The 5,058-nt window shown below is 62.6% G+C and carries 4 protein-coding genes; all 4 read left to right on the plus strand.

All coding sequences use genetic code 11. The features are described from left to right. Positions 1-25: 25 nt before the first annotated feature. The 4 genes from ACGVKB_RS10380 (at position 26) to ACGVKB_RS10395 (ending at position 4,885) form a co-directional block, all read left to right on the plus strand. Complete coding sequence (locus ACGVKB_RS10380) at positions 26-889, plus strand: undecaprenyl-diphosphate phosphatase (RefSeq protein WP_392351664.1); 864 nt, start codon at positions 26-28, stop codon at positions 887-889. Between the two features lie 22 nt (positions 890-911). Next, positions 912-2,309: a TIGR03279 family radical SAM protein gene (locus tag ACGVKB_RS10385; RefSeq protein ID WP_392351663.1), complete on the plus strand. Its 1,398-nt coding sequence runs from the start codon at positions 912-914 to the stop codon at positions 2,307-2,309. 81 nt (positions 2,310-2,390) lie between these two features. After that, positions 2,391-4,088 (plus strand): TolC family protein, encoded by a 1,698-nt coding sequence (locus ACGVKB_RS10390; protein ID WP_392351665.1) that lies wholly within the window; start codon positions 2,391-2,393, stop codon positions 4,086-4,088. After that, a complete protein-coding gene (locus ACGVKB_RS10395; protein ID WP_392351666.1) occupies positions 4,082-4,885 on the plus strand; it encodes an inositol monophosphatase family protein in 804 nt (267 codons plus the stop codon). The genes ACGVKB_RS10390 and ACGVKB_RS10395 overlap by 7 nt, the downstream gene beginning before the upstream one ends. Positions 4,886-5,058: the final 173 nt, after the last annotated feature.

Raw genomic sequence — 5,058 nt, forward strand, 5'->3', positions numbered from 1 at the left:
GCGTCATCCCGTTGTGGAACGACTCATGGCGGATCCAGCTTCAGCGCTTGGCCTCTGGGAGGCCTGCTGGAGAAATTTCATCCTCGGGGTCGTCCAGGGCCTGACTGAATTTCTGCCCATCAGCAGCACGGCCCACCTCAAGGTCGTTCCGGTGCTGCTGGGCTGGGGGGATCCCGGCGTCTCGGTGACGGCGGCGATTCAGCTCGGCAGCATCGTGGCCGTGATCGCGTATTTCAAGGCTGACCTTGCCCAGGTGCTGCAAGGCATCGCCCGTGCCATTCGCCACGGTCAGTGGAGAGAACCCGAAGCGCGTTTGGGAATCGCCATGGCCATTGGCACCGTGCCCATCCTGCTGGTGGGTGTCGCGATCAAGCTCTTCGGTGCTGAGGCCTACGAGCAGTCCCCATTGCGCAGTGTGCCGGCGATTGCCGTGGTCTCGATCGTGATGGCGCTGCTGCTGGCCATCGCCGAACGGCTCGGCCCCCGCCGCAAACAACTCGCTGAGGTCAGCGGGCGCGACGGTCTTTTGGTGGGAGTCGCCCAGGTGCTCGCGTTGATTCCCGGGGTGTCACGCTCCGGCAGCACGCTCACGGCAGCACTGTTGGATGGCTGGAAGCGCCCCGATGCCGCCCGGTTCTCCTTTTTATTAGGAATTCCGGCGATCAGCCTGGCGGGTTTGGTGGAGCTCAAGGGTGCCGTTGCGGCAGCCGGTTCGGCCGGTCCGCTCCCCTTGCTGGTGGGGATCCTCTCGGCCACGGTGGTGTCTTGGGTGGCGATCGACTGGCTGCTCAAGTTTCTGCAACGCCACAGCACATGGGTGTTTGTCGGCTATCGCTTGGTCTTCGGGGTGCTGCTGCTGGTCTGGTGGGGGCATGACGGCGCACACTGAAAGAACCATCGCCTGAGTCCCGGTGTGGAATGAGCCCTCGGCTGGGGTCGCCGTGGCGGCCCTGGATCCAGACAGCAGCGCTCGCCAGCCGCAGCCTGCGGTGGTGGCCTCCGTGGAACCCGGTTCGATCGGAGAGGAGCTTGGTTTTGAAGCCGGTGATCAGCTGCTGAGCATCAATGGGATCCGCCCACGGGACCTCATCGATTACCGCTACCTCTGTGTTGAGGAGGATCTCCATCTCGAAGTGCGGGATGCCGCCGGGGCCCATCACGAGGTTGATCTAGAAAAAGATGCCGATGACGGCCTTGGTCTCGCCTTTACCGAGGCTTTGTTCGATGGACTGCGTCAGTGCAACAACCATTGCCCGTTTTGCTTCATCGACCAGCAGCCGCCCGGGCATCGCGACAGCCTCTACCTCAAAGATGACGATTACCGGCTGAGCTTTCTCTACGGCTCCTATCTCACCCTCACCAATCTCGGTGACGCCGATTGGCAGCGGATCGAAGAGCAGCGCTTGTCGCCGTTGTTTGTCTCGGTCCATGCCACCGACCCGGAGCTGCGCTCCCGGTTACTGGTCAATTCCCGCGCGGGTTTGATTCTGGATCAGGTCGCCTGGTTCGCTGCGCGTGATCTGCAGATTCATGCCCAGGTGGTGGTGTGTCCCGGGCTGAACGATGGTGGGCATCTGGAGCGGACCCTGACCGATCTCGCCGCCTTTGCCGGTGGCGAGTGGCCGGCGGTCCTCTCGGCGGCGGTTGTTCCGGTGGGTCTGACGCGCTTCCGACCTGCGGACGATGGGCTGAAGCCGGTGGATCCCGCCTGCGCCGCTGCCGTGATTGATCGGGTTGAAGCCCTGCAGCGTCAGTTTCAGCAGCGGCTTGGCTCCCGCTTCGCCTGGCTGTCGGATGAGTGGTATCTGATCGCTGGCCGTGCGTTACCGCCACGTCCGGACTACGAAGACCTCCCTCAGCAGGAAAACGGGGTTGGCAGTATCCGCGCTTTTCTCGAAGCCTTGGACCAGGCCACCACTGACCTCCCCAGGTCCGTGGATCGGCCGCGGCGCTGCAGCTGGGTGGTGGGCAAGATCGTGGCCACGGCTCTCCAGCCCGTCACCGATCGCCTCAATGGCATTGAGGGTGTGGAGTTACGCCTCTGCGGTTTGCCCAGTCCGTACTGGGGACAGGATCAAGTGGTCACCGGTTTGCTCACCGGTCAAGACTTGATCGAGGGGCTTGCTGGGCAGGATCTCGGGGATGAACTGCTGCTGCCGTCGGTGATGCTGCGCCAGGGGCAGCCGGTGTTCCTCGACGACATGACCCTCGAACAGCTGCGGCAGGCGCTTCCCGTTCCGGTTCGGATTGTGCATGGGGCGGCTGACATCGTGGCCTCTGTCCTCGGACAAGTAGGCGAAATTTCCTAAGCTCCCGGCAGATTGCGTGTTGTTGTGCGTCGGATTTCTGCGGGTGTTTGTCTGGTCGCAGGTCTTCTGGCCACAACAGGGATGCCGGGGCATTCGGAGGAGCAGGTCACAGAATCGGCGTTGATCGATCAGGCGACGCTTCCGCTGGCCACGGACACCAAGGGGCAGCGTCCAAAAGCCGATCCCGATGCCTTGGCTCCCGCGGCGACGGATCTGCCTGAGTCGTTGCAGCCCCTGACGGCGCCACCACCACTGGCGCTACCCGACCAGCTCCAGCAGGTGCGTATCCATGAGCTGCGTCCACTCACCTTGGAGGAGGTCCTGCAACTCGCCGAGGTCAACAGTCCGGTGCTGAAGGCCGCCGCCAGCCAGGTGGATCAGGCCAAGTCGTCCCTGCGCGCGGCGATTTCCTCTTGGTATCCCACCGTTGACCTCTCCGCGAACGGGTTACCGCAGTACCTGAAGAGCTACAGCTTCCGCAACCCCGACTTCACGAAGCGGACGATCCCTGCTGTCACGGGTCCCTTTGGTCAAGTGGTGACCCCTGAGCGCACCGTCGACGGCCAGAACGAGTTTTATTCCAAGCAATGGCGGGCTGACGCGAACGTCAGCGTCAGCTGGAACATCATCGATCCCTCCCGTGTTCCGGAGATCGCGGCAGCCCGTGATCGGTTTGAGCAGTCCCGGGATGCCTACCTGATTGCCCTCCGCGATCTGCGTCTCGATACGTCAACGGCCTATTTCTCACTGCAGGAAGCCGACGAAGCGGTGCGGATCGGTCAGGCCTCTGTCCGTGCGTCGTTGATCAGCCTGCGTGATGCCCGGGCCCGTTTCAACGCCGGTGTGAACATGAAACTGGATGTCCTGGAGGCTGAGACGCAGCTGGCGGATGACCGCAAATTGCTCGCAGATGCCCTCGCCCGGCAGAACTTCAGCCGACGCAACCTTGCATCGCTGCTGTCGCTTCCCCAGGACATCACACCGACGGCGGCCACTCCGGCACGGCCCCTTGGGCTTTGGCAAGCTTCCCTTCAAGAGAGCATCCTGGCGGCCTACAACTACCGCGAGGAACTCGATCAGCTGATCCTCGACATCTCGATCAACAACAGTGAGGCCAATGCCTCACTGGCAGCTGTTCAACCTGTCCTCAGCTTCGTCAACACCACCAGCACCTTCCGCGAGGATGGCCAGGGGGGAACGAAGTCCTGGAGCGCCGTCGATATGGACGACTACCGCTGGGGATGGGACAACGCCACCTCCCTGCGGGCCAGCTGGCGCTTGTTTGATGGCGGTCGAGCTCGCGCCAATTACAAGCGCTCCAAGCATGCGGCCGAAGAGAGCCGCCAACGCTTTGCGTCGTCGAGGAATCGCATTCGCCTGGAGGTGGAGGAGAGCTTCATCAACCAGCGCAAGGAAATTCAGAACATTGAGACCACGTCAAGTCGTGTGCTGACGGCACGGGAGTCCTTGCGGCTCTCCCAGCTGCGCGTCCAGGCCGGCGTGAGCACCCAGAGAGAAGTGGTCGACAACCAGCGGGACCTCACCCGAGCCGAACTGGCCTATGCCCAGGCGATCAACCTGTACAACACCAGCCTGGCGCAATTGCGCCGTCGCACGGGCTTGGATGCTTTGGAGCTCTGCACGCCCGTGAGCCTGTCGGGCACGAAGCCGGAAACGCAGGGTCCATCGATTCCGATTGAGCCCACGCGCTTGCCGTCGGTTTGCCCGGTCGGGGGATTGGCCACAGTGGAGGCATCTCCGGTTCAGCCGCTCTGGTGACGAAGCCCCTCCAGCCTGATCAGCTCAACGCCATTCATCTGCTTCTGGATCGGGTGGCGTCGCGTCAGCGCCAGGACTTCGGCAACATCGTTTCTGATGTCAAACCGGATGGAACGCTGATCACCGCCTGCGATCGCTGGAGTGATGCGGCACTGGTGGAGGGAATTGGCAGCATTGCCCCAGGGGAGGGCGTTCTCAGTGAAGAAGGATCCCAGAGGGTTCCTGAGTCCCAGGCGTACTGGGTGATCGATCCCCTCGATGGCACGACCAACTTTGCGGCTGGCATCCCCTATTGGGCGATCTCGGTGGCGCGCTTTGTCGATGGCCAACCCCAGGAAGCCTTCCTGGATGTGCCGGCCTTGAATCAACGCATCGTGGCCATTCGCGACCAAGGGGCCTGGCGCAATGGCAAGCCGTTGACGCCTGCCACGCGAATCGAGGCCACCAGTCAGTGTGTGTCGCTCTGCAGCCGTTCGATTCGGATCCTGCAGCGCCGACCGGATCAGCGCTTCCCGGGCAAGATCCGTTTGTTGGGGGTGGCCAGCCTCAACCTGGTGAGTGTGGCGATGGGGCAGACCGTGGCTGCGTTTGAAGCCACACCGAAGATCTGGGACCTCGCGGCCGCCTGGCTGGTTCTCACTGAATTGGGTTGTCCGATCGTTTGGCTCGACCGTGATCCTTCGGCGTTGACCACGTTTGAAGACATGGCCGAAGTGGGTTTTCCTGTGCTTGCAGCGGGCTCAGACCAGCAATTGCAACGCTTTTTGCCCTGGACCGAGGCCTTGAAGCAGCGCTGATCCTCGTCGGGGTTGCGCTATGGGGGGTGAGTAGTGCTATGTTCTTTGGTCTGCGCGGTTCCCGGAAGGGGCTGTGCGGGGCACACCGCCAGAGAGCGCGAGCTTGTTTGGTGTCTGTGCTGACTTACTGAGCTGAAGGGAGCGATCCCGCGGTGATGTAAGTTTTCTAAGCG

Source organism: Parasynechococcus sp., from assembly GCF_042954325.1.
Classification (GTDB): domain Bacteria; phylum Cyanobacteriota; class Cyanobacteriia; order PCC-6307; family Cyanobiaceae; genus Parasynechococcus.

Bases quoted from the DNA above. Each gene is read 5' to 3' on its own strand.
- ACGVKB_RS10380 (WP_392351664.1), top strand. From the start codon at position 26: ATGGCGGATCCAGCTTCAGCGCTTGGCCTCTGGGAGGCCTGCTGGAGA.
- ACGVKB_RS10390 (WP_392351665.1), top strand. From the start codon at position 2,391: ATGCCGGGGCATTCGGAGGAGCAGGTCACAGAATCGGCGTTGATCGAT.